Origin of the sequence: Streptomyces sp. NPDC088747, from assembly GCF_044751025.1 — a bacterium.
GTDB lineage: Bacteria > Actinomycetota > Actinomycetes > Streptomycetales > Streptomycetaceae > Streptomyces.
Genome location: NZ_JBIVKZ010000011.1, coordinates 86953 through 110140 on the forward strand (window position 1 = coordinate 86953; position 23188 = coordinate 110140).

Below are 23188 nucleotides of genomic sequence, written 5' to 3' on the forward strand. Positions count from 1 at the left end.
AGGAAAAGGCAGGACGGAGTGTCAGTGGTGGATGCCAGACTCGCGTGCATGGGGAAGATCGATTCACGGGACGCGCTGGTCAGCGAGGTCCGGTCCGGGGCGAGGGTGAAGTATCTGCACTTCTGGGGACACCGGGAGCGGCAGGACGGCCAGGTCGGCGCGAGCTGTCTCAGCCAGTGGTGGCCGTCGCCGTTCACGGTGGACGGCGTGGCGTACGCGACGGCCGAGCACTGGATGATGGCTCGCAAAGCGCGGCTCTTCGGGGACGCGGAGGCCGAGCGGCGCGCTGTGGACGCGGCGAACCCGGCGCTGGCCAAGAAGGCGGGGCGGCTCGTACGCGGCTTCGACGAGGGCACATGGGAGCGCGAGCGGTTCGCGATCGTGGTCGAGGGCAGCGTCCACAAGTTCGCCGCGCAGCCCGAACTGCGGGCGTTTCTGCTGGCCACGGGCGAGCGTGTGCTCGTCGAGGCCAGCCCGATGGACCGGGTCTGGGGCATCGGACTGGCCGCGGACGACGAGCGCGCAGCGGATCCGCAGCGGTGGCGGGGGTCGAATCTTCTGGGGTTCGCCTTGATGGAGGCCCGGGAGCGGCTCCGCGGGGTGGCCTAGGACGGGGGTCGGGGTCTGGCGGGGTGACGGTGGGGGACGGGGGCGGGGCGGCGCGTTGTCTGGGTCCCGCGGGGGGGCCTGGTCCCGCGGGGTCTGGTCTCCGCGGGAACCTTGTCTCCGCGGGGCCTGAGCCGGAAGGTCCGGCTCGCTCGCTAGCGGAGTTGCTCCACGACGAGTGACGTGGAGAAGCCGTCGCCGTCCGTGCCCGAGTCGGTTCCGGACTCGGAGTCGTCCGCGAAGACGACGATCAGCACGACCAGGGCGATGCCCAGGAGAATGCCGACCGCTCCGCAGATGATCCCGGCCAGCGCCTGGCCCGGGTTCGTCGCCTCGCCACGGCTCGCCTTGCGACGGCCGATCGCGCCGAAGACGATACCGAGGATGCCCATCACGATGGTCAGCGGCCAGACGCAGAACGCGACCGCCGAGGCGATGCCGAGGATCAGGGCGGCGGTGCCCATGCCGTTGCTGGGCGCGGGGGGCATGAGCGACCAGCCGCCGTAACCGGGGGCGCCGGGGTGGAAGGGCTGTTGCGGGTAGCCCGGGTAGCCGTATCCGTACGGGGGTTGCTGGCCGGGGCCCCCGGGAGCGAAGGGCGGCGGCGGGACAGGCTGACCGTGGACGGGCGGCTGCGGGTAGGGCGTGTGCCCGGCGTTCGGCTGGGGGTAGGGCGGGTGGCCCGCGGGCGACTGGGGGTAAGGCGTGTGGCCCGCGGGCGGCTGCGGGTAGGGGATGCGGTCGGCGGGGGGTGCGAAGGGGTTGCCCCAGGTCGGGGGGTTGGCGGCGCCCGTGCCTGGCGGGACTGGCATGGCCGTCCGCTGATCGTGCGCGGGAGCACCGGAGAAACCGTTCGCCGGGGAGGGAGCGGTCTCCGCCGGCGCCGCCCAGGGGTCCGGCGCGGGGCGCGGTGCGGCGGCGGGTTTGTCCAGCGGGACCCTCGACGCGGGGGGTGCGTCCTCGGGCGCGGAACCTGGCCCGTGGCCGACCGTGGGAGACGGCTCCGGTATCGGCCCGGACACCTCCGCGCGCTCGCCCGACGCGGCCCCGGTGGGAGCGGGTGCGGACCCCGCCGGTTGCTCCCAGGAAGGCGTCGACTCCGACCGAAGCGCGCTGACCTCCACGGACTCGCCGGAGGGGGGCCCGGGGGCGCCGGACACGGAGGCCGGCGCGTGGTCGGCCGGGGGTGTCGTGCGCGACGGGGTCGCGTCGGCGGGGGTCACGTTGGCGGGCGTCGCACCGGCGGGCGTGACGCCGGCAGGCGTCGCATCGGCGGGAGGCACCTCCGCAGGCGCCGCGTCGGCGGGAGGCACGTCCGCAGGCGCCGCGTCGGCGGGAGGCACGTCCGCAGGCGCCGCGTCGGCGGGTCTCGCGTCCGTTGGCGTCGCATCCGCGGGCGTCGCCTCGGCGGGAGACACGTCCGCGGACGCTACGTCGGAGGGCGCCACTACGGCGGGCCTCACACCGGCGGGCGTCACGTCGACAGGTCCCGCATCCGCGGGCGGCACGTCCGCAGGCGTCGCATCGGCAGGAGACACATCCGCAGGCGCCGCGTCGGCGGCTCTCGCGCCCGTAAGCGTCGCATCCGCGGAGGTCGCCTCGGCAGGAGACACGTCCGCGGGCGCCACGTCGGAGGGCGCCACTTCGGCGGGCCTCACACCGGCGGGCGTAACGTCGGCAGGCGTCACATCCGCAGGCGCCGCGTCAGCGGGAGACACATCCGCCGACGCCACTACGGCGGGCCTCACACCGGCGGGCGTGACATCGACAGGTCCCGCATCCGCAGGGCTCGCATCGGCGGGCGTCGCGTCCGCGGACGTCACATCCGCGGGCGTCGCGTCCGCAGACGCCACGTCGGCAGGCGCCGCGTCGGCGGGCGTGACGTCGGCAGGCGCCGCATCCGCAGGCGCCACGTCGGCGGGTCTCGCGTCCGTAGGCGTCACCCCCGCGCGTATCGCCTCCGCCGGCTCGCCCGGCCCGGCCGCCTGGGCGGGAGGCGCGTTCTCGGGTGCCGGTGTCGGTGCGGGTGTCGGTGCCGGTGGCCGGTCCTCCGGGGGAGTCGCGTCGGGGGGCGGCTGCGAGGGTGTCTCTCCCCTGGCGACCCACGCGCCCGCGTCCTGCGGTGCCCCCGGCATCTGCGCGTCGTCGGACATGCGTGCGCCCCCCTTTGTCGTACGTTCCGTCATGCTACGGCCGGAGCCTGTGTCGCGCGGGCCGCCGCCTACGATGATCCCTGAACCACCGATCAGCCGATCACCCGCGTCCCCCGTCAACCGCGTTCCGGGGACGCCGTTCCGGGGAGGAACCCTTGACCGACCACCACACCCCACGCGATGACGCCCGCGACCTGCACGCCTTCATCGCCGGACTGCCCAAGGCCGAACTGCACGTGCACCACGTCGGATCAGCCTCCCCGCGCATCGTTTCCACGCTGGCCGCCCGCCACCCCGACTCCAAGGTGCCGACCGACCCCGAGGCCCTCGCGGACTACTTCACCTTCACGGACTTCGGGCACTTCATCGAGGTGTACCTGTCCGTCGTCGACCTCATCCGCACCCCGGAGGACGTACGGCTGCTGACGTTCGAGGTCGCGCGGGACATGGCCCGCCAGCGGGTCCGCTACGCCGAGCTGACCGTCACCCCGTTCTCCTCCACCCGCCGTGGCATCGACGAACGCGCCTTCATGGAGGCGATCGAGGACGCCCGCAAGGCGGCCGAGGCCGAGCTCGGTGTCGTACTGCGCTGGTGCTTCGACATTCCCGGAGAGGCGGGCCTCGAAGCCGCCGAGGAAACGGTACGGCTGGCCACCGAGGACCGGCTGCGCCCCGAAGGGCTGGTCTCCTTCGGGCTCGGCGGGCCCGAGATCGGCGTACCGCGACCGCAGTTCAAGCCGTACTTCGACCGCGCGATCGCGGCCGGCCTGCACTCCGTGCCGCACGCCGGGGAGACGACGGGTCCGGAGACCGTCTGGGACGCGCTGAACGACCTGCGTGCCGAGCGCATCGGGCACGGCACCACCTCCGCCCAGGACCCGAAGCTGCTCGCGCATCTCGCCGAGCACCGCGTCGCCCTGGAGGTCTGCCCCACCTCGAACATCGCGACCCGCGCGGTCCGCACCCTCGACGAGCACCCCATCAAGGAGTTCACCCGGGCCGGAGTCCTGGTGACCATCAACTCCGACGACCCGCCGATGTTCGGCACCGACCTCAACAACGAGTACGCCGTCGCCGCCCGCCTCCTCGAACTCGACGAACTCGGCCTCGCCGCCCTCGCGAAGAACGCTGTCGAGGCGTCCTTCCTCGACGCGCGGGGCAAGGCGAGGCTCGCCGAGGAGATCGACACGTACGCCTCGACCTGGCTCGCACCCTGACCCAGACATCACAATGGGCCCATGCGCACCGTTACTGCCGTGGCCCATCGCGGCGACCCCTACCGCGTCCGCGAGAACACGATCGACTCGCTGCGTTCCGCGTTCGAACTGGGCGCGGACGCGGTGGAGATCGACGTACGACTCACCCGTGACGGCGTCCCCGTCCTCCTGCACGACGAGACGCTGAAGCGGCTGTGGGAGCACGACCGGCCGCTCCGCTCGCTCTCCTGGGACGAGGTGCGCGGGCTCACGGACGGCGGGGTGCCGACGCTGGCGGACGCGCTCGCCGCGACCGGGGACGGCCGGATCATGGTCGATCTGCCGGGCGCCCCCGACGATGGGTCCGTGAGCCGGATCGTCGGTGTCATCCGCGACTGCGGAGCGCGGGAGCGCGTGTACTACTGCGCCGGTGCCAGGGCCATGCTCGCCGTGCGGGCCGCCGACTCCGCCGCGGAGATCGCGCTGACCTGGACGACGCTGGCGCCACCGCGCCCGGCCCTTCTCGACGCGGTACGCCCTCGCTGGCTCAACTACCGCTTCGGCCTGGTCGACCGTGCCCTCGCCGCCCAGGTCCACCGCCAGGGCTACTTGCTGTCGGTGTGGACACCCGACACCCGGCGCTCCATGCGGCGGCTCCTCGACGTCGGCGTCGACTCGATCACGACGAACCGCGTCGACGCGTTGGGCGCGCTGCGCAGGGTGTAGCCACGGGGGACGGGGAGCGCGGCTCCCCGTGGCCCGTGACCCGTGACCGCGGGGGCGGCGGTCATCGATCGTCAGGACCAGCGGGGTCGGCCGGGTCAGCCGGGTCAGCCGGGTCAGCCGGGATCAGGGGAGGTCCGCGCCACCCGTGCCACCCGTGCCACCCACGCCACCCGAGGGGTCCTCCGCGTCCAGCGCCGCCAGCGCCTCGCTCACCCCCGTGGCTCGCGGTGAACCGAGGGCGCTGTAGAGGGCCAGAGCCTCCTGCCAGTGGGCGCGGGCCTTCGGCAGGTCCGTGCCGGTCCGGTGGATGCGGGCCAGACCGATGTGGGCGCGGGCCTGCTCCTCCTTCTCCTCGATCTCCGTGGCCAGGGCGAGCCCGGAGCGGTGTGCCGCTGCGGCCTCGTCCAGTCGGCCCGAACCGTGCAGGGCCTCGCCGAGACCGTTGAGGCTGCCCGCCTCGCCGTAGCGCTCGCCGGTCCGCTGGAACAGCGCGAGGGCCGCCCTCTGGTGGGTGGCCGCCTCCTCGTGGTGGCCCAGCCGGTGGCGGGCGTCGCCGAGGTTGCTGAGGGCGTGTGCCTCGCCGCCGCGGTGGCCGAGCCGCCGGAACAGGGCGAGTGCCTGCTCGAAGTGGTCGGCAGCCGTGGCGTGTTGGTCGAGCCGGGACAGGACGATGCCGAGGTTGCCGAGGGCGCTGGCCTCGCCGAAGGTGTGGCCGGTGGCACGGTAGAGGGTGAGGGCCTGGCGGTGCTGGACGGCGGAGGTGTCGTAGTCCTCCAGCAACTCGTGCACGATTCCGAGGTTGTTGAGGGCGTCGGCCTCGCCGCCGACGTCGCCGACCTTCCGGAAGAGGACGACCGCCTCGCCGTGCCGCTGGGCGGCCTCGCGGTACCTTCCGCGCAGTTCGTGCAGGACACCGAGGTTGGTGAGGTTGCGGGCCTCGGTCACCGGCAGCCCGATCCTGCGGCAGAGGTCGAGTGCCTCGGTGTGGTGCCTGACCGCCTCGTCGTACCGCGCCAGCCGCCGGTGGGTCATCCCGAGGCAGGTGTGCACCTCCGCCTCGCCCTGCTGGTCACCCGCGGCGCGAGCGGCACGGAGCGCGTTGCCGTGCACGACGAGCGCGTCGGTGAAGAGGCCGCGGCTGTCGAAGTGGCGGTGCAGGGTGGTGGCGATGTCGACGGCGTACTCCGCACGCCCGCGCGCGGCCTCGGCCGCGGTGACGGCCGTCAGCACGCCGTGCTCGGCCGCCAGCCACTCCTGGGCATGGGTCGCCGTGGAGAAGGGCGGCAGTTCGGTCGTGGGCGCCTGGATCCGCGGCCGCAGATGGCTCTCGGCAGGCAGCAGCACGTCCATCGCGGCGCAGGACGCGGCCAGGTAGTGGGTCAGCAGACGGTCGAGCGCGGCCTCGCGGTCGTTCGCGCCATCGTGCCGTTCGGCCTGCCAGGCCGCGTACACCCGCAGCAGGTCGTGCATGCCGTAGCGGCCGGGCCGGGTGGGCTGGATCAGATGGCTGCGGGCGAGCAGGTCCAGCGTCTCCCGGGTGTCGGCGACGGACCGCCCGCACAGGGCGGCCACCGCGTACGCGTCCACGTCGGGTCCCGGGTGCAGTCCGAGCAGCCGGAACGTGGTGGCGGCGTCGGCGGGGAGCCGGTCGTAGGACCAGGAGAAGACGGCCCGCACGGCCGCGCGCGGGTCGTCGTCGGAGTCCAGCAGCTCCAACCTCCCCCGCCGGTCCTCGAGTTCGGCGGTGAGGGCGCTCAGGGGGGACGCGAGCCGGGAGAGTGCCAGCTCCGCGGCGATGCGCAGGGCGAGGGGCAGCCGTCCGCACTGCTCGGCGAGGACGGCCGTCGCCTCCGGTTCGGCCGCGGCCCGGGGGCCGATGAGCCGGTACAGCAGTCGTACGGCGTCCTTGGGCGGCAGCACGTCCAGTACGAGCCGGTGCGCGCCGTGCAGGGAGACCAGCGAGCTCAGGGTGTCCCTGCTGGTCACCACGGTTCTGCACAGGGGCGCCCCCGGCAGCAGCGGGCGTATCTGCTCGCTGGAGGAGGAGTTGTCGAGCACGACGAGCATGCGGCGCCGGCTCAGCTCGGTGCGGTAGCGGGCGGACCGGTCGTCCAGGCGCAGCGGGATCTCCGGGCCGGGTACGCCGAGGGCGACGAGGAAGCCGGTGAGGACGTCCGCGGGGGACACCGGTTCGTCCGTGGTGTAGCCGCGGAGGTCGGCGTAGAGCTGTCCGTCCGGGAACCGCTCGCGCATACGGTGCGCCCAGTGGACCGCCAGGGCCGTCTTACCGACTCCGGCGGTACCGGACACGGCGGAGACCACGACCGTGGTGGTGGGGTCGGCCTCGTCCTTGACGGTGAGCAGGTGCCGGGAGAGTTCGTCCAGTTGGGACTCGCGGCCCGTGAACACCCGCACGTCGGCGGGCAGTTGCGCGGGGCCGGCGGACGGCGTGCGTGAACCGCCCGGCGTGCTGCCGGACTGTTCGCCGGTGGTGGCCGTGGGACGGTCGCGCAGGGTCTCGTCGTGCGCCCTGCGCAGCTCCTCGCCGGGGACGGCGCCGAGTTCGTCGGCGAGCCGACGGCGTACCTCGGTGTAGTGGTCGAGCGCCTCGGCCGTTCGGCCCGTTCGGGCCAGGGACCTGATGAGCAGGGCGGCGAGGGGTTCCGCCAGGGGGAACTCGTCGGTCATGGACCGCATCCGGCCGATCGCCTGCGAGGTGTTCCCCGCCGCCGACTCGGCCCGCGCCCACAACAGGGCTGCTTCCAGGCGCTCGTTCAGCCAGGCCGTCCGGGTCCGCTCGGCCCAGGCGCCCGGCAGGTCGGCCAGCGGGGAGCCCCGCCACAGGTCCAGGGCGTCGCGCAGGAGGCGGCCACGCTCGGGGTCGTCGGGACGCAGGCCGCGCGCCTGAAGCACCAACGCCCGGAAGCGCAGCAGGTCGATGCTGCCGCCCGCCGCCTTCAGGACGTAGCCGCCCGACGCTCGGACCAGTTCCAGCGGCGGATGTCCCGTCGTGCCGCCCTCGCGGGGCGTCGCCTCGTCCAGGACCCGCCGGATCCGGCTCACATGGGAGTAGAGCGTCGAGCGTGCGGAGTCGGGGGGAGTGTCGTCCCAGATCCGGTCCACCAGGGAGCCCACGGTCAGCAACCGGCCGGAATTGGCCGCCAGGACCGCCAGCACCACGCGCTGCCTGGGCTGCCCCAGCTCGATGTAACGACCACCGGCCCACAGTTCCAACGGGCCCAGTAATCGAAGCTCCACGTCCCCACCCACGATCGGCCGCTCCACCTGCCTCAACCCCCCGATCCCGCCCAGGATTTCACAATTGTGGAGCCGGTGTCGCCGCGACGGTGATCGCGTCGGAACGCTCCGCGATCACGACTCCGCCCCGGGCCTCGGGCGGGCCTCAGGAACCACCGTGCTGGATCATCGGCGCGCGACAAGGTTTTCGCAAGGTTCCTCTCGCAGGCTGAGAACAGTCGCTCGATCGTCCCGGTGGGTCGTACCCCCTTCACACCGGGGCGGTCGGTCGCGACGACGGCCGGTTCGGTACTTGGCCGTGCCCGTCCACGCTCTCCGATCCGTCGCCGCTGAACGGGGGTCAGCAGCGCCGGATCGGAGGCTGGGCGGCGGCGCGACGCGCCCTCCCGGCTCCCCCACTAGGGGAAATTCCTGACAACACCCTTGCTCGGTAAGGAAGTTGGTCAGGGTCGGCACCAGGGTCCCGGCCCTCCCTGATGAGGATCCCCCGGCCCGCGCATCGCCGCACGATGATCGCAGACACCCGCGTTCATCAGGAGCCGCTCATGCGCACACGCACCCTCACCGCCGTCGCCACCGCCGTCGCCCTGGCCTCTGCGGCGGGTCCACTGACCGTGCCCGCCGTCGCCTCCTCGTCCGTGGCCGCCCAGCCCGCAGCCGGTTCCACCGCGGGCCCGGACGCCGACGCCCTGGCCGCGGCGATCGCCGGGCTGCCGGACTCGGACGCGACGGCCGCGCTCGTACGGGTCGGGGGCACCGACGGGAGCTGGCGCGGGAGTTCCGGTGTGCACGATCTCGCGAGTGGCCGGGCGGCGGACCCGGACGCGTTGTTCCGGGCGGGGTCGACGACGAAGGTGGTCACGGCGGCGCTCGTGCTCCAGCTGGCGGCGGAGGGCAGGGCCGACCTCGGCCGCCCCGTCCGGGACTATCTTCCGGAGCTGATCCCGGAGACGTACGGACAGGTCACCGTAAGGCAGTTGCTGAACCACACCAGTGGCATCCCGGCGGCCGACCTCCCCGGTGACACCTTCGAGGAGTGGTACGCGCACCGCTTCGACCTCCACACCCCGCGGCAGATGCTCGCCTCGGCCACCGCGAAGGAGCGGGAGTTCGAGCCGGGCACCCGGCAGCACTACCTCAACATCAACTACACCGTGCTCGGGCTGCTGGTCGAGCGGCTCACCGGCCACTCGTACGAGCGGGAGGCGGCACGCCGGATCCTCGTCCCGCTGGGGATGCGGCACACGCACTTCCCCGGCGCGGACCCCCGCATCGCCGGGCCGCACAACCACGGTTACCAGAGCGTCGCGCGCGCCGACGGTACGACCGAGTTGCGTGATGTCACCGTCTGGGGCGCCTCGGAGAGCTGGGCGGCGGGCGACATGATCTCCACGACGGCGGATCTGGAGCGGCTCCTGAAGGGCCTCTTCCGTGGACAGGTCGTGCCGCGGAGGCAGTTGGAGGAGATGTTCACGGTCCCGGCCGGTGTCCCCGGGGCCACGATGAGCGCGGGTCTCCAGCGGTATGTCACCGACGACGGCACGGTGTTGTGGCTGAAGACGGGGGGCCGCTGGGGTTACAACACGTTCCTCGGCGGCACCCGCGACCTGTCCCGGACCCTCGTCTACTCCGTCAACGCGACCGACGCCAAGGGGCAGGGCATGAACCCGGTCGCCGAGCGCGTCGTACGAGCGGCGTTCGGCTGGTGACGGCGGCGGGCGGTAGGCCGGTCACGGTCGTTCGGCTGGTGACGGCGGCGGCCGGCCGGTCACGGTCGTCCGCCCGGTGACAGCCACCGGCGTTCACGCGGTGACGGCGGACGTCGTCACAGGCGCGAGGGTGAGCGCCTCCAACCGCTTGATCTTCCGGCGGACGGCGTACAGCGGGAGCACCCCGAGGATCCCGAACGACATGTCGATGACCGTCCACCAGAAGGGAATTCCGCGGATCGGCCCGCAGATCAGCGCGAGCGGGATGATCCCGGCGCAGGCGATCATGCCGAACTCGATGACCCAGATATTGCGGACGGGGTCGCGGTAGGGCCCGTAGAAGGCGACGGCGATGGCCAGATGGGCGAAGGCCAGCCAGTCCGTGCCGTACAGCAGGAAGGGGTACTCCGCATCGGTGGCGTCGAGCCCTCGGCGTACCCGCTCGATCCACTCCATCAGCCCGGGAAGGTGTTCGGGCACGGACAGCGCCCTCAACGCGTCCTCGGTCCAGCGCAGTTCGTGCACCAGGGGAAAGGCCGTGGCCCCGCTGAGGACCAGGCAGACGACGAAGAAGGCCAACCAGGCGCGGATGCCCCTCAGAAGGGCGGGTCTGTCGCTCATGACAGCAGCGTACGCCCACAGTTGAACACGTTCAAAAGTGGCCCCGAGTGTGGCTCGTCACTCCTCAGAGGCGGGGCGGACGGCCTCGCCGACGCTCGGTTCCGCCGACGCCCGCACGGAGGACCTGGTCGGCGAGGTCGTCGGCGCGGCCGGGACATCCGCCGTCGTCGGGGTGCGCGAACCGCTCGTCCGGGGACTCGTGGCGGGCTGGGATTCCCGGGGCCCGGACGTCTCCGACGGAGTGGGCGCCTCGGTGCGATCGTCCGTGGGCGAGGGTTCGGGCGTGGCCGGAGGGCTGCTCAGGGGGCGCGGACTGCTCGCGGACGGCGGCGCGAGGGGCACCGTCGGGGACACGGGCGCGCCCGGTGTCGCCAGCACGACGGGCAGCGTGATGATCGCGGCGACCGCGCACGACAGGCCCACCCCCGCCGCGGCGCGGAGCAGCCTGCGGCGGGCCGCGCCGCGGCGGATCGCCTCGTACCGGCCGGGAGGCGGGCCGAGGTACTCGGAGGAGGGCCGCAGGATGACGGCGAGCGGGTCGTCGGGGTCGGAGTCCGGACCGTGGTCAGAGTGTGTGATCAAGGCTTCTCCTCAGGTGGGCGCGCAGCAGTTCTCGGGCCGCGTGGAGGTCGGCCTTGACGGTTCCTTCCTTACGCCCGGTCAGCACGGAAACCTCCCGGATCGGCATGTCAGCGTAGTAATGCAGCAGGATCGGCACGCGAAGCCGTTCAGGCAGGGACTGCACGAGCAGGCGTACCGAGGGGTCGGCCTGCTCGGGCTGCGGGCGGACGGCGGCCTCGGCGGTGGCACGGTGCATGGCTCTGCGTTCGCGTTCGGTCTTGCGCCAGTGGTCCCGGACGAGGTTGGCGGCGGTGACGTAGAGGAAACCGCGCGGCTCCTCCACCGACGTCCAGCGCGCCCAGAGCCGGGTGAACGCCTCGGAGGCGATCTCGTGCGCCGTCTCGTCGTCGTCGACGAGACGGCGGCACCAGCCGGCGAGGCGCGGGTAGAGGGCGGCGAACAGCTCGGACGCTGCCTTCTCGCGGGACCGTTTCAACGCTCTCCATGGTCGTCGTGACGCACTCGTGGGGGATCCCGGGCGGATCCCGGGCCGCCGGCGTGGGCTTCGTACGTCGGCCTCGTATGTCCGACGGCCCGGGATCCGCGAACTCGGGTAGCTCGGGTAGCTCGGGTAACTCGATGAATCGGCTAGGTCGGTGTACTCAGCGCGGCGAAGACGATCACGTTGTCGAGGTACCCGTCGTCGGTGAGGGTCCCGCCGCAGGTGATGAGCCGCAGCTCCGGACGGCCCACGTCACCGTAGACGTCGTCCGTCGGGAAGTCCGCCTTGGCGACCGTCCGTACGGAGGTGACGTCGAACACCGCCTCCGTGCCGTTCTCCAGGCGCGCCACGATCCGGTCGCCCCGGTGCAGTCCGGCGAGGTGGCGGAAGACCCCGTCACCGTATTCGCCGACGGTGACATGGCCGAGGATCACCGAAGGGCCGGTCTGGCCCGGCGTCGGCGAGTGCCGGTACCAGCCCGCCTGGTCGTGCGGCGCGATCGGCGGGACCTGCACGGTGCCGTCCGCGGCCAGCCCCAGTCGCATGACCGGGGTGTCGACCTCGATGGCCGGGATCCGCAGCCGGACCGGGACCGAACGCCCCAGGGGCGGCGACGCCTTCGTGGAAGGTGCCGTACCCGCGGTCGCTCCGGTACCCGTTTCCGAGCCCGTGGTCCCGCCCGTGGCCGCGCCCGTGCGTGCGGTCGCGGGCCCGTCGTCGGCCTGTTGACCGGCTCCGCAGCCCGCGAGCAGGGACGCCACCGCCGCCGTGGTGAACGCGCGCCTGGAGAGCGAGGTCATACTCCGGTCGCCCGGCGGCGCCGTACGAGGTAGACGGCCGCGCCCGCACCGGCGAACATCGCGGCGGCGCCTCCGCCGATCAGCGTGCCGTCGCTGCCGGACGACTCCGACACCGGCGCCGCACCGGTGTCGGGCGCCCCCTCCGGCACGGCGGACACCTCGCCGGTGCGCGGCGCCCTCGTCGGCGCGGGTGTCGCCGCCCTCGACGGGGCCGCGCTCTCTGCCGGGCGGGTGGTGGGGACCGGGCTCGGGGTCGCCCCGTCGGCGAACGCGGGCACCGTGCTCGCCAGTACGGCGGTGCACGCGAGTGCCATGGCGCTGAGGACAGTTCGGCGCATGAGTCGCTCTCTTCTCTTCGGCCGGCCCGCCGTCTTGCCGACGGGCCGCGTTACGGATCGGGAGGAGAGACGAGGCGGAATGGACCCGCGTTGCAAAGAGATGGCAAAGGCGTCGGAGCGGCCACTCGTCACGACTCCCCGCCCGTGACGCCGAGACCAACACGACTCCCCCCGTGACCGGTTCCCGCCCCCCGCGGCCCCCCTCCCCCGGACACAGGCAACCCACAGCTCCCCTTTCGCTTCCTCCGAGGCGTGAGGGGCTCCCGGTACCGCTGGGACGCCCGTGCTCGAAGTGTGAGGAGGGACCCTTGAACCGAACCCGGCGAATAGGCGTCACCGCCGTGGCCGTACTGGCGGCCCTGGCGGGTTCACCGGGCCTGGTGCAGGCCCAACAGCCGCCCCGGGCGACACAGTTGACTGCGGACGCGGATAGCGCGCTGCCACCGGGCTGGCGCGTCACCGGGGAGGGTGTCGCGCGTGAGCTGGTCTGGCGCTCGGACCGGGCCGTGCCGGTGGGTGACGCCCGTATCGAGTTCCACGCGGACGGCCGGCTGCTCGGCGTACCGGAACGGGCCGAGGACGGCCGCACGTTCCGCCTGGCCGTCAACCGCGCGACCTCGTTCGACGACCTCCAAGTCCTGGCGAGTGGACGCCGGTTGGACGCGGGCGCCGACAACGGGAGCAAGGCGCGGCGGAGTTCCCCCGCGGCCGGCCGCCCCCCGGCCCAACTCCCGGCACACTCCGTGGACCCCGGCAGGCCGGGCTCGTACGGCACGGTCGGCGGCGAGTACGACCTCGACCCGGTGAAACTGCCCGGCTTCGCCGAGCCGGTCGAGATGCGGGCCGTCGTCGTCGCCCCGAAGGGCGCAACCGGCAAACGGCCCCTCGCCCTGTTCCTGCACGGCCGCCACACCACCTGCTACAAGCCGGGCGGCACCGAGGACGACGTGACCCTGGAGTGGCCCTGCTCGGCCGGCACCCAGCCGATCCCGAGCCACCAGGGCTATCTGAAGGACCAGGAACTGCTGGCCTCGCAGGGCTACGTGACGGTGTCGATCTCCGCGAACGGCATCAACGGCCAGGACTGGGAGGCCGAGGACGGCGGCGCGCAGGCGCGCTCCTCGCTGGTGCGGCAGCACCTCGCCAAGTGGGCCGGCTGGTCCGCCCGTCCGGGCACCGCCCCGGCGGCCGTGCCGGGCGCGGGCGCGGCCGACCTCTCCCGTGTCCTGCTGGTCGGCCACTCGCGCGGCGGCGAGGGCGTCAACCGGGCGGCCCTGGACAGCCTCTACCCGGCGCCCGCCGCGCAGGACGGCTATCGGGGGCCGGTGCGCTGGAAGATCCGCGGGACCGTCCTCATCGGACCGACGATCTTCGGCCACAATCCGGTCGCCGACGTGCCCTCCACGACGATCCTCCCGGGCTGCGACGGCGACGTCTCCGACCTCCAGGGTGAGGTGTACGTCGACGGGACGCGCGGCGTCAGCCGGGGCGCCGCCCTGCACAGTGCCGTCTACGTCGTCGGCGCCAACCACAACTACTTCAACTCCGAGTGGACGCCGGGCCAGTCGCAGGCGCCGTCGTTCGACGACTTCTGGGAGTTCCCGGACGAGGAGCCCGACCCGGTGTGCTCCCCCGGCAGCGGCACCCGGCTGACCGCCGACCAGCAGCACCGGGCGGGCGCCACCTACATCGCCGCGGCGGCCCGGCTGTACGTCGCCGGTGACGACCGGGCGCGTCCGCTGCTCGACGGCTCCGGCCGGCGGGCGCCCTCCGCCGACCCGGCGCGGGTGCTCACCCACGCGGTCGGTGCCCGCCGCACCGGCGGTTTCCTGCCCGACACCCCGGTCGAGGTGACCGGCGGCGGCAGGCTGTGCTCGGCGATCGACCCCGACCCGGCCGTGGCCTGCCTGGACCCGGAGACCGAGGGTTCGTCGCCGCACTTCGCGTGGTGGCAGACGGAGAAGGAGGCCGGCCGGAACGCGGTCGCGCTGAAGTGGTCGGCGCCGGGCACGGCGGCCCGGGTCCGCCCCGCCACGCCGGTCTCGCTCTCGGGCACCAGGAGCCTGGCCCTGCGGGTGTTCGTGCCGCCGAACACGACCGGCACCGAACTGGACGTGGCCGTCACCGACTCCGCGGGCCGCCGGGCCGGACTCGGCCGGATCCGGGTCGACGGACTTCCGGGCTCGGTGCGCACCGCCTCCTACTGGGCGCGCGAACTGCGTGTCCCGCTGACCGCGGCCACCCGCGCCGGACTCGATCTCAAGCACGTCAAGTCCCTCGAATTGACGCCGCGTTCGGGCTCCGGACAGGCATGGCTGATGGACGCCTGGGGCTGGGCCCCCGGTACCCCGGCGGTGCGCGCGGCCGACCTGCCGCGCGTCGACATCGGCCGGCTCTCGGTCCAGGAGGGCGACTCGGGCACCCGGACCTACCACATCCCGGTCCAGGTCTCCGGGCACGGCAGCGGCAAGGTCCGCTTCTCCGTCCTGGACCCCGAGACCGGCGAGGCCACGGACAAGCTGGTCACGGTACGGCCCGGCAGCACGCCCCTCGACGTACCCGTGGAGGTGGAGGGCGACACGCGCTTCGGCTACGACGAGCAGTACGACCTCGTCGCCAAGGCGGTGCGCGGCGCCGTCATCGGCTCCTACCGCGGCGGGGTCACAGCGGTGAACGACGATCCCGAGCCCGTGATCAGCCTGACTCCGGTCAAGGACAGGGGAGTCGAGGGAGACGCGCTGACCTGGCGGATCTCGATCCCCGAGCCCGTCGACGTGGACCTCTACCAGCCGGTCCGGGTGTTCCCTGTCACCGAGGGCGCCGAACTGTCCACCAAGGACATCGACCCGCAATGGCTGCTCGACTACACCGGCGCGACCCCCGATCCGGAGCGCCCGCTCTCCGGAACGGGCCTGTGGGCGTGGGAGACGATCGCCGCCGGGACCACCGCGACCGAGTTCACCGTGCCGACGGTGCGGGACCAGGTGGCCGAGCCGGCCGAGTCGGTGAGCGTCGGCCTGACCGACTACGACGCCGAGCCGCTTCCCGGTCACCCGCCACTGACGGGCACGGTGGTCGACGCGCCGTAGCCGGCACCGCACCGCGGAGGGGCGTGGACCGGATGGTCCACGCCCACCCTGGACCGAGCCCGGTCCTTCGCCCAGTAGGCGACGTGCTGCGGGGCATGGGGGTGTGCTCGCCATCGTGACTCACGGCGCCGACTGGATGTCCCCGCGGGTGGAGGACGTGATGGTGTCGCGGTGGGCGAAGTCGCCCGGGGGGATGCCGGGGTGGTGCCCGAGGCGGGCCGTCGGCTGCGTGACGGAGGGGCCGAGAGTGAGCCGGGAGACGATGCGGTAGCGGTCGCCTCGGTAGAGCGAGTGGACGTACTCGACGGGCCGGCCGGCGGTGTCCGTGGTGAGCCGTTCGAAGAGCAACGCCGGGGAGAACTCGGGCACTTCGAGCAGTTCGGCCTCGGCCCGGGTGACGACGGTCGGCTCGATCGCCTGCACCGCCTCCTGGACGTGCACGCCGTGCTGTTCACGCAGGTGCTCGTACAGGTCGCCGTCCTCCAACTCCTGCGCGGACAGGCTGGGGACCAGATCGGCCCTGATGTGCAGGTGCTCGATGGCCATCGGGGCGCCGTCGACCAGCCGCAGCCGTGCCACGTAGACGATCTCGGCGGCGGGTGACATGCGCAGCTTGCGGCCCACACGGGCGCCCGCCGGGACGGTGGTGAACTCCAGCAGGCGGCTCGACCAGGTCCCGGAGGCCTGGGGCACCCCCATGGTCTGGCGGCCGGAGACGAGTTCCTGGGTGATCTTGGCGGGTGCCACGAACATGCCGCGGCCGTGTTCCCGTACCAGCAGACCGGCCGCGACGAGTTCGTCGACCGCCGCGCGCAGGGTCGGGCGGGACACATCCAGTTGGGCGCAGAGGGAGCGCTCGGAGGGGATGGCGTCCCCCGGGCGATGTGACTCGACGAGGTCGAGGAGGAAGTCGCGGACCCGCTCCCGCTTGAGCACCGCCCCTGGTGCGTCGGCCTTCATGCTGTGCTCCCTCGTCCGCGGAACCCGACTGACCAGTGACCCGGTGAACCAGTTGACCAGTTGTCGTTCTTTCCTGCCCTTTTGGTCAGGCGCAGTGTAGCCAGCACCGAGGGAGATCGTCCGACTTCCGGCCTGAGCATGTGTCATATCCCAGTGTGCACAGGGGATTGACGCCACAGATTGGTCTATGCCACCTTCGTCCACACGTCGACACGCGAGCTGTCCAGTGAGCCTCACTGGTCAGGTGGTCAAGTGCTCAGGTCATGTCTTCCCGAGGTGAACCATGAAGCTCCGTCTGCTCGCGGGCGTGTCCCCGCCCCTGACGACCGCCGGGCCCGGTGCCCGCGGCGGTTCCAGCTGACCTCCCGCACGACGCCCCCGTGACGACCCCGTCGACAACCCCGTTCCGGAGAAGATCCATGCCCGCACTCGTACCCCGTCCCACGGAAGCCGCGTTCCGGCCGGGCCACTTCACCCTCGACGACGACACCGCGCTGCGCGTCGGCGCGGGCGCCGAACCGGCCGCGGAACTCCTGCGGACCCTGCTCGCCCCCGCCACCGGAATACCTCTGCCGCCCTCTCCGGACGGGCAGTTCACCCTGGCCCTCGACTCCGGACTCGGCCACCTGGGCGAGGAGGGATACACCCTCACCGTCGACCCGCACACCGTGCTGCTGCGCGCCGCCCGCCCGACCGGCCTGCTCCGCGGCATCCAGACGGTCCGTCAACTCCTGCCTCCACAGGCCCTGTCGGAGAGTCCGCGGCCCGGCACGCGGTGGCTGCTGCCCTGCGCCGACATCACCGACGTTCCGCGCCACCCCTGGCGCGGCGCGATGCTGGACGTGGCACGCCACTTCCAGCCCGTCTCCTACCTGCGCAGATACGTCGACCTGCTGGCCCTGCACAAGATCAGCGTGTTCCATCTGCACCTCACCGACGACCAGGGCTGGCGCATGCCGGTCGCCGCCTACCCCAAGCTCACCGAGGTCGGCGGCCACCGCGCGCGGTCCCAGGTCGGCCCGGCGGGCAGCGACACGTTCGACGGTGTCCCGCACGGGGGGACGTACACGCGGGCCGAACTCGAAGGCCTGGTCCGGTACGCGGCGGCCCGCGGGGTCACCGTCATGCCGGAGATCGAGATGCCCGGACACGTACGGGCCGCCCTCGCCGCCTATCCCCACCTGGGCAACCACCCGGAACGCGCCCTCGACGTCTGGACCCGCTGGGGCGTGTGCGACACCGTCCTCGGCGTCCACGACGAGGTGCTCGACTTCTGCCGTACCGTCCTCGACGAGGTCATGGACGTCTTCCCCTCGCCGTACATCCACATCGGCGGCGAGGAGTGCCCCACCACCGAGTGGACGCGGAGCGTCGCCGCACGCGAACGAGCGGTGTCGCAGGGCCTGACGAGCCCCGAGTCCCTGCACGGCTGGTTCCTCGCCAGGATCGGTGACTTCCTGGTCCAACGCGGACGCCGTCCGGTCGGCTGGGCCGAGACGGGCGCCGAACTGCCCCTCGACTTCACGGTGATGACCTGGCGCGACCCCGCCCACACCCTGACGGCGGCCCGCCGCGGCCACCCCGTCGTCAGCGCCTACCACCGGGCCACCTACCTCGACTACGCCCAGTCGGACGCCCCGCACGAGCCGCCGGCCCAGCCGGGAGGCGTCGTGGACCTGCGCTCCGTCCACGCCCATGACCCGGTGCCCGAGGACGCGGACGACCTGGCGGCCGGGCGGGTTCTCGGCACCCAGGCCCAGCTCTGGACCGAGTTCGTCACGACGCCCGCGCACATCGAGTACCTCACCTACCCGCGGCTGTGCGCCCTCGCCGACCGCGGCTGGAGCGGCGCGAGCGACTGGGCCGACTTCGGCTCCCGCCTCGCCGAGCACACGGCCCGGCTCGACGCGCTCGGCGTCGAGCGACACCCCTGACCCGAGTCCCGTTCCGGGAAGCCCCCACCGTTCTGGAGAGGAACAACGATGAGATTCGCGAAGAACAGGCTGCGCACAGCGGCAGCCACCGCCATCGCCGCGGCCATGGGCGCCGCCGCGCTCACCGCACTCCCGGCCACCGCGTCCGCGGCAGGCGACGGACTGAGCGTCCAGTATCGTACGAGCGCCACCGGGGCCCGCGCCGACCAGAGCGAACCCTGGTTCAAGGTGCGCAACACCGGTACCACCACAGTGCAGTTGAGCGGCGTGAAGGTCAGGTACTACTTCAAGGCCGACTCGGCGAGCGCCAGTTACCGCTTCGCCTGCTCGTGGGCCGTCAAGGGCTGCGCCAACGTCACCGGCGTCTTCGGCACGCTCGCCAACCCGACCGCCACCGCCGACCGCTACCTGGAGATCGGCTTCACCTCGGGTGCCGGCTCGCTCGCCCCCGGCGCCGACACCGGCGACATGCAGCTGCGTTTCTATCAGTCGACGTGGGCGTCGCTGAACCAGAGCGACGACTACTCCTTCGGCGCCGCCCAGACCTCGTACGGCGACTGGTCGAAGGTCACCGCGCAGCTGTCCGGCACCACCGTGTGGGGGCAGGCCCCCGCGGGCAACGAGCCTACGGACCCGCCCACCGACCCGCCGACCGACCCCCCGACGGGCGGCGCCACCCTGTTCGACGACTTCAACTACAGCGGCCACACCGACCCGAGGATCTCGGCCAACGGCTGGAGCGTGCGCTCCAACTCGGGCGGCCCCGGCGTACCCGGCGCGACCTGGGCACCGGAGAACGTCACCTTCTCCGCCACGGGCGGCAACTCGATCATGAACCTGGAGACCTCGACCGCCGGCACCGGAGCGAGCACCGAGCAGACCGAAATCCTCACCAAGGCCACCAAGTTCAAGAACGGCACCTACGCGGCCCGGGTCAGGTTCAACGACGCGCCCAAGTACGGCCCGGACGGCGACCACCTCGTCCAGACGTTCTTCACCATCAACGACCTCAAGGCACCGCTGGCGGACGACTACGCCGAGTACGACTTCGAGTACCTGCCCAACGGCGGCTGGGGCGAGCCGTCGAACATCCTCTACACGACGTCCTGGGAGACCTACCAGGCCGACCCGTGGGTGGCGGTCAACCAGCACACCGAGAGCCGCCAGAGCTACGCCGGCTGGCACGACCTGGTGCTGACCATCGACAACAGCAGTATCAAGTACTACGTCGACGGCACGCTGTTCGGCACCCATGACGCCGCGTACCTGCCGGAACGGCCCATGTCCATCAACTTCAACCAGTGGCTGATCGACCTCGCGGGCCAGACCAGCACCACGGCACGGGCGTACGACCAGCAGGTCGACTACGTCCTGCACGTCAAGGACCAGGCACTCACGCCGGCCCAGGTCGCCGCCAAGGTGACCACGTACCGCGGTTCCGGCACGACGTTCCAGGACACCGTCCCCAACAGCTGATCCCGGGTCCCGGGTCCCGGGTCCCGGGTCCGGCTCCCGGCTCCCCGGTGACGGGGCCAGGAGGGTCACGACGTCGGCGCGCCCGCACCGACGGCGTGGCCCTCCCCCGGTCACACGGCCAGCCGGTAGCCCGGTCACCCGGCCGCGGCCACGTACGCGTTGAGCGGCGACAGGCCGTCCAGGTCCGCCTGGAGCCCCTTCACCCTGGAGCTGTGCAGGAACGTGCGCACCGGCACGTACACCGGGACGGCCGCCGCCTGTTCCATCACCCGGCGGTCGACGGTGGACCACTTCTCGCCCGCGGCGGCCAGGTCCGCCGTCGCGTTGGCCTCGTCGATCGCGGTGTCGACAGCCGTGCTGTCGAGCCGGGAGAAGTTCGAGGTGGTCGGGTAGGTGAAGCGGCCGTCGAAGGAGTCCGGCAGGTACGCCGACGCCAGCGGGAGACCGCTGACGTTCATCGGCAGGCGGACCAGGTCGTACTCGCCCTCGCCCACGCCCTCGTAGAGGTCGGAGACGTCCACATTCTTCAGGGTCACCCGGAAACCCGCCTTGTCCAGGCCCTTCTTGACCGCCTTCGCCCGCGCCTCGTCGGCTGCCGTCGCGTAGGCGAGGAGAAGCGGGTAGCCCGTCTCACCGGCCTCGGCGAGCAGCGCGCGGGCGCGGGCGGGATCCCCGTGATCGCCGGCCCCGTACAGGTCGAAGTCGCGCGCACCGGGGATGCCCGGCGGCATCAGGTGGTGCGTGGCGAAGCCGTCCTCGCCGCTCGCGGCCAGGACGTCCGCCGCCGGATACGCGGTGGCGATGGCCTGCCGGACCTTCAGCTTCGGTACCCGCTCGGTGTCGACGGTGTACGCGTGGACATAGGGGGCCGGTGACGTGACACGGACCGTGCCGCTGCCCGCGGCGCCGTCCGCCGCGCCCAGCCCGTCCTTGTCCAGCGAACCGGAGAACGTCATCACGGCGGAGCGCGAACCGCCCGCGCGGACACGGGTCTTGATCTCGTCGAGGGTGAGTGCGCCGGTGATCTCGTAGCGGTCGGGGTACGCCGTGCGCACCGGGTCCGTGTCCGCGCGCCACTTCGGATTGCGGGTGAGCGTCAGGTCCTTGGCGCCGGTGAAGGAGTCGACCTGGTACGGCCCTGTCGACGGCAGGAGTGTCGAGGTGCCGGAGATGTCGGCGACGCGCTCCGGTACCGGTGCGCCGTTGGGGCCTGCCAGGACCACGTTGAAGTCGGGGTGTGCGCCGTCGAGATGGAAGACGATCGTGCGGTCGTCCGGGGTCTCGATGACGCCCGGCGGCATCTCGTGCTCGTCACCGATGCCGTCCGCGTCCTCGGGACCGAGCAGGAAAGCGCGCAGGGTGCGGTCGCCCATCGGGAACTCGTCGGGGTCGAGGGCACGCTCGACCGCGTACGCGAAGTCCTGGGCGCGTACGGGTGATCCGTCGTTGTAGGTGAGGCCCGGCTTGAGGGTGAACGTCCAGTCACGGCCGCCGAGGCCCGACCGGCCGGTGTCCTCGGCGAGGTCTCCCACCAGGCGGACGGAACCGTCGGGCTGGGTTCTGAGGGCGGTCAGGCTGCGGTGCACGAGGCGGGAGATCAACCGGTCGGACCCGGACCACATGTTGCCCGGGTCCACGGTGGTGATACCGCCGGGTTCGAGGACCGTGACCGTGCCGCCCTTGCGAGCGGAGCGCACCGCCGGTGCCGGGCCCCTGGAGTCGGCGACCGAACCGAGCGTCAGGGTCTCGGTCTTCGCCACGGGTGCCACGGCCGCGCCCTTCGCCCCACCGGGGCCGCCCTTCGCCCCGCCCTCCTCGCCGTCGTCGCCGTCGCCTCCGCCGAAGGGCAGAACGACCGACAGCACGATCGCGAGCGCGGCGACGACCGCACCGGCCCCGAGCCACGCCACGCGACGCCTGCGACGCCGGGCGGCCGGAGCAGCGGAGGGCGGATGCCCGGGGCGAGGCGGCGCCAGCAAGTACGAGGTGGGGTCGGACCCGGGAGGCCGCCCGGCGTCCGTGGCGAGTCGCCCGGGTACGGGGAGCCGCTGGTCCGGGGCCACGTCGGCAGGGCTCTGCGACGCGGCCGAGGCGGAGCCGTGGGTTGGGAGGGCGGGGTGATCCGGGGAGTAGGCCTTGGGTGGGGTGCGATCCGGGGACCCGGGCGCAAGCGCGGCGTGATCCGGGGAGGGGGCGTCGGGCGCGGCGTGATCCGGAGGCCGGGAGCCAGGCGCCACCAGGTCCAAAGACCCTGCCCCGCACCCTGAGCCGGGTGTGGGTGCGGGTGTGGCAGGCTCGCGGTGGTGCGGCGCGGGCAGGGCCAGTGTCTCGAACGCCGCCCGTGCCTCCTCGGCGGTCGGCCGTTCCCTGGGCGGCTTCGCCAGCATCCGGCCCATCAGGTCGTCCCACTCGGGTGCGAGTCCCGGGCGCCGTGACGACGGCTTGGGCGGCGTCTCGTACACGTGGCAGTGCATCAGCGCGGGCGCCGACACCGCGTCGAAGGGCGGCGTGCCGGTGAGCATCTCGTACACCGTGCAGCCCAGCGCGTACACATCCGTACGGCCGTCGTCCGCGCCCCGGGTGAAGCGCTCCGGCGCCATGTAGGCCAGGGTGCCGATGGGCGAGTCGGCGGTCACGGTGAGCCGGCCGCCGGTCGTCGCGTCGAGGAACTTGGCGATGCCGAAGTCGAGCACCTTCACCATGCCCTCGTCCGTGACCATCACGTTCGCCGGCTTGATGTCGCGGTGCACGATGCCGGCCCGGTGCGCGGTCGCCAGCGCCCGGCAGACCTGCGCCGCGAGCACCGCGACCCGCTCCGGCGGCAGCGGACCTCCGGCCAGCAACTCACCCACGGTCAGGCCCGAGAGCAACGGCATGACCAGGTACGGGACTTCACCGTCCGTCCCGTGGTCGAACACCGGCACGATGTAGGAGCTGTCCAGCGCGGCGGCGGCCCGCGCCTCCCGCCCGAACATGGCGAGCAGCCGCTTCCGCTCGTCACCGTCCGTGCCCGGCGGCAGGCTCAACAGCTTGACGGCCACAGCGCGTTCGAGCCTCGCGTCATCGGCGCGCCACACCACGCCCATGCCGCCCGCGCCGATCCGCTCCGTCAGCGTGTACCGGCCGTCCAGGATCGTGCCGCGCATCCCCGCCCCCACTCGCCCACACATTCGGCAACCTCAATGTACCTACGCACAAAGCGAGTTGACCGGTTCCCGGGTGAGGGGCGGGGCTTGCGTGACCGAGGCGAACGTCCCAT

The 23188-nt window shown here is 72.7% G+C and carries 15 protein-coding genes and 1 pseudogene; 7 read left to right on the plus strand and 9 right to left on the minus strand.

The genetic code is table 11. From position 1 onward, the window contains the following. The first annotated feature begins 48 nt into the window (after window positions 1–48). Complete coding sequence (locus tag ACIP79_RS25015; protein WP_401226800.1) at window positions 49–609, plus strand: NADAR family protein; 561 nt, start codon at window positions 49–51, stop codon at window positions 607–609. A gap of 152 nt (window positions 610–761) precedes the next feature. On the opposite strand, the gene ACIP79_RS25020 is transcribed toward ACIP79_RS25015, so the two are convergent. Beyond that, window positions 762–1418, minus strand: coding sequence for a DUF4190 domain-containing protein (locus ACIP79_RS25020; protein WP_401226802.1), 657 nt, complete (start codon window positions 1416–1418; stop codon window positions 762–764). A gap of 1440 nt (window positions 1419–2858) precedes the next feature. On the opposite strand from ACIP79_RS25020, the pseudogene ACIP79_RS25025 reads away from it, so the two are divergent. Continuing rightward, a pseudogene (locus ACIP79_RS25025) lies at window positions 2859–3976 on the plus strand (adenosine deaminase). Between the two features lie 21 nt (window positions 3977–3997). Then, window positions 3998–4681, plus strand: a complete 684-nt coding sequence (locus tag ACIP79_RS25030) for a glycerophosphodiester phosphodiesterase (protein ID WP_401226804.1) — start codon at window positions 3998–4000, stop codon at window positions 4679–4681. A 123-nt stretch (window positions 4682–4804) separates the two neighbouring features. On the opposite strand, the gene ACIP79_RS25035 is transcribed toward ACIP79_RS25030, so the two are convergent. Next, window positions 4805–7939: an AfsR/SARP family transcriptional regulator gene (locus tag ACIP79_RS25035; protein ID WP_401226806.1), complete on the minus strand. Its 3135-nt coding sequence runs from the start codon at window positions 7937–7939 to the stop codon at window positions 4805–4807. Window positions 7940–8484: 545 nt separating this feature from the next. On the opposite strand from ACIP79_RS25035, the gene ACIP79_RS25040 reads away from it, so the two are divergent. Next, window positions 8485–9648: a serine hydrolase domain-containing protein gene (locus ACIP79_RS25040; RefSeq protein ID WP_401226807.1), complete on the plus strand. Its 1164-nt coding sequence runs from the start codon at window positions 8485–8487 to the stop codon at window positions 9646–9648. A 93-nt stretch (window positions 9649–9741) separates the two neighbouring features. Here ACIP79_RS25040 and ACIP79_RS25045 read toward each other — a convergent pair whose 3' ends face one another. The 5 genes from ACIP79_RS25045 to ACIP79_RS25065 all read right to left on the minus strand — a co-directional run bounded on the left by ACIP79_RS25045 (window position 9742) and on the right by ACIP79_RS25065 (window position 12470). Continuing rightward, window positions 9742–10269 carry a hypothetical protein gene (locus ACIP79_RS25045; RefSeq protein WP_401226808.1) on the minus strand — a complete coding sequence of 176 codons (528 nt, stop codon included), beginning with the start codon at window positions 10267–10269 and terminating at the stop codon, window positions 9742–9744. A gap of 57 nt (window positions 10270–10326) precedes the next feature. Beyond that, on the minus strand, window positions 10327–10851 hold the full coding sequence (locus ACIP79_RS25050) for a hypothetical protein (protein WP_401226810.1): 525 nt from the start codon (window positions 10849–10851) through the stop codon (window positions 10327–10329). Next, complete coding sequence (locus tag ACIP79_RS25055; protein WP_383682760.1) at window positions 10835–11326, minus strand: RNA polymerase sigma factor; 492 nt, start codon at window positions 11324–11326, stop codon at window positions 10835–10837. The genes ACIP79_RS25050 and ACIP79_RS25055 overlap by 17 nt, the downstream gene beginning before the upstream one ends. Window positions 11327–11478: 152 nt before the next feature. After that, window positions 11479–12132, minus strand: a complete 654-nt coding sequence (locus ACIP79_RS25060; protein WP_401226811.1) for a class F sortase — start codon at window positions 12130–12132, stop codon at window positions 11479–11481. Beyond that, a complete protein-coding gene (locus ACIP79_RS25065) occupies window positions 12129–12470 on the minus strand; it encodes a sortase-dependent protein (RefSeq protein WP_401226812.1) in 342 nt (113 codons plus the stop codon). Before ACIP79_RS25065 ends, ACIP79_RS25060 begins: the two co-directional genes overlap by 4 nt. A gap of 308 nt (window positions 12471–12778) precedes the next feature. Here ACIP79_RS25065 and ACIP79_RS25070 point away from each other — a divergent pair, with 308 nt between their 5' ends. Continuing rightward, window positions 12779–15559: a hypothetical protein gene (locus ACIP79_RS25070; RefSeq protein ID WP_401226814.1), complete on the plus strand. Its 2781-nt coding sequence runs from the start codon at window positions 12779–12781 to the stop codon at window positions 15557–15559. Between the two features lie 120 nt (window positions 15560–15679). Here ACIP79_RS25070 and ACIP79_RS25075 read toward each other — a convergent pair whose 3' ends face one another. After that, window positions 15680–16519: a GntR family transcriptional regulator gene (locus ACIP79_RS25075; protein ID WP_401226815.1), complete on the minus strand. Its 840-nt coding sequence runs from the start codon at window positions 16517–16519 to the stop codon at window positions 15680–15682. A gap of 419 nt (window positions 16520–16938) precedes the next feature. Here ACIP79_RS25075 and ACIP79_RS25080 point away from each other — a divergent pair, with 419 nt between their 5' ends. Together ACIP79_RS25080 and ACIP79_RS25085 are read left to right on the plus strand one after the other, a co-directional pair. Continuing rightward, window positions 16939–18453 carry a beta-N-acetylhexosaminidase gene (locus ACIP79_RS25080; protein ID WP_401226816.1) on the plus strand — a complete coding sequence of 505 codons (1515 nt, stop codon included), beginning with the start codon at window positions 16939–16941 and terminating at the stop codon, window positions 18451–18453. Between the two features lie 48 nt (window positions 18454–18501). Next, entirely contained in the window at window positions 18502–19929 is a 1428-nt protein-coding gene (locus ACIP79_RS25085) for a cellulose binding domain-containing protein (protein WP_401226818.1), read from the plus strand. 134 nt (window positions 19930–20063) lie between these two features. Here ACIP79_RS25085 and ACIP79_RS25090 read toward each other — a convergent pair whose 3' ends face one another. Continuing rightward, entirely contained in the window at window positions 20064–23075 is a 3012-nt protein-coding gene (locus ACIP79_RS25090) for an ABC transporter substrate-binding protein (RefSeq protein ID WP_401226819.1), read from the minus strand. Window positions 23076–23188 lie beyond the last annotated feature (113 nt).

Excerpts from the sequence above, each read along its gene's own strand:
- ACIP79_RS25015 (WP_401226800.1), top strand. The coding sequence starts at position 49 with ATGGGGAAGATCGATTCACGGGACGCGCTGGTCAGCGAGGTCCGGTCC.
- ACIP79_RS25020 (WP_401226802.1), bottom strand. The coding sequence starts at position 1,418 with ATGCCAGTCCCGCCAGGCACGGGCGCCGCCAACCCCCCGACCTGGGGC.
- ACIP79_RS25030 (WP_401226804.1), top strand. The coding sequence starts at position 3,998 with ATGCGCACCGTTACTGCCGTGGCCCATCGCGGCGACCCCTACCGCGTC.
- ACIP79_RS25040 (WP_401226807.1), top strand. The coding sequence starts at position 8,485 with ATGCGCACACGCACCCTCACCGCCGTCGCCACCGCCGTCGCCCTGGCC.
- ACIP79_RS25045 (WP_401226808.1), bottom strand. The coding sequence starts at position 10,269 with ATGAGCGACAGACCCGCCCTTCTGAGGGGCATCCGCGCCTGGTTGGCC.
- ACIP79_RS25060 (WP_401226811.1), bottom strand. The coding sequence starts at position 12,132 with ATGACCTCGCTCTCCAGGCGCGCGTTCACCACGGCGGCGGTGGCGTCC.
- ACIP79_RS25065 (WP_401226812.1), bottom strand. The coding sequence starts at position 12,470 with ATGCGCCGAACTGTCCTCAGCGCCATGGCACTCGCGTGCACCGCCGTA.
- ACIP79_RS25075 (WP_401226815.1), bottom strand. The coding sequence starts at position 16,519 with ATGAAGGCCGACGCACCAGGGGCGGTGCTCAAGCGGGAGCGGGTCCGC.
- ACIP79_RS25080 (WP_401226816.1), top strand. The coding sequence starts at position 16,939 with ATGCCCGCACTCGTACCCCGTCCCACGGAAGCCGCGTTCCGGCCGGGC.
- ACIP79_RS25085 (WP_401226818.1), top strand. The coding sequence starts at position 18,502 with ATGAGATTCGCGAAGAACAGGCTGCGCACAGCGGCAGCCACCGCCATC.
- ACIP79_RS25090 (WP_401226819.1), bottom strand. The coding sequence starts at position 23,075 with ATGCGCGGCACGATCCTGGACGGCCGGTACACGCTGACGGAGCGGATC.